The sequence below is a fragment of the Vibrio sp. 2130-1 genome, assembly GCF_033339515.1.
Genome location: NZ_JAWOUT010000147.1, coordinates 1 through 851 on the forward strand (window position 1 = coordinate 1; position 851 = coordinate 851).

2 protein-coding genes are annotated in these 851 nt (G+C 46.3%); both read right to left on the reverse strand.

Features of this window, described 5'->3' with window-relative positions:
• Window positions 1-54: 54 nt before the first annotated feature.
• Window positions 55-351: a glucose PTS transporter subunit EIIB gene (locus tag R7Q09_RS24800; protein WP_025510665.1), complete on the reverse strand. Its 297-nt coding sequence runs from the start codon at window positions 349-351 to the stop codon at window positions 55-57.
• A gap of 176 nt (window positions 352-527) precedes the next feature.
• On the reverse strand, window positions 528-851 hold a 324-nt coding region (locus R7Q09_RS24805), incomplete at its 5' end, for a copper chaperone PCu(A)C (protein WP_318143777.1).

Here is an 851-nt window from a genome sequence, read left to right on the forward strand (position 1 = left end):
ATTTGTGGGTAGCAAAATCACCGCTTAGTTTGCTAGGAGAGTTGCTACGAGCGCCTAGCTTGTTATTCGTTCTTCCATGATCTGCGAATACGTGTTGGCTTTCAAACCGTATATGATTTGGATATGACGTTCATCCAACACAACAACGCCATGAGCGCCATGTTTCTTTAAAGCCTCTTTATCTACGACAGCAGTAGAGCGCAGCGTGAGTCTTAGCCGCGTTGCACACGCCCCGGTTTCCACCACGTTATCGAGGCCACCAATTGCGGCAATAATGGTGTCCACGTCTTGCTCGACATTTGGATTGGTTTGAGTCAAAAAACTGAAAACGCGTTTGAGAGCTTGAAACATAAAGAGTTATCTCGGTAACAGGGTTAGATGCGGAAACAAGGAAACAGAGTTATAGCGAAGAGGGAGGTGTGTTGTATGGGGCATAAAGCACAGATTTACATTTTTAAATAAAATCGCCATTGCGCTGCGAGAGAGCGAATAAAACAAAGGCTCCTAATGAGGAGCCTAATTCGATTTTAGTGGGCTGTATGTTTCATCCCTGCCATCACTTTTTTCACTGGCGCGTTAAAGCTCTGCTTTTGACCGTTATCGTAAGTCACGGTTACTTCGATTTCATCCCCTTCATTGAGCGGCGTTTTCAAATCAAACAGCATGATGTGTAAGCTGCCTGGTTTTAGCTCGGTGGTCTCTTTTGCGCCTAGCGTGATGCGGTCGATTTGGCGCATTTTCATCACATCGCCGTCTTTAATGACATCGTGCAATTCGACTTTGCCCGCTGCTGGCGTTTCTGCGGCAACGATATTGATGTCGTCTTGGCTGCGGTTGGCAAAGGTTACGAA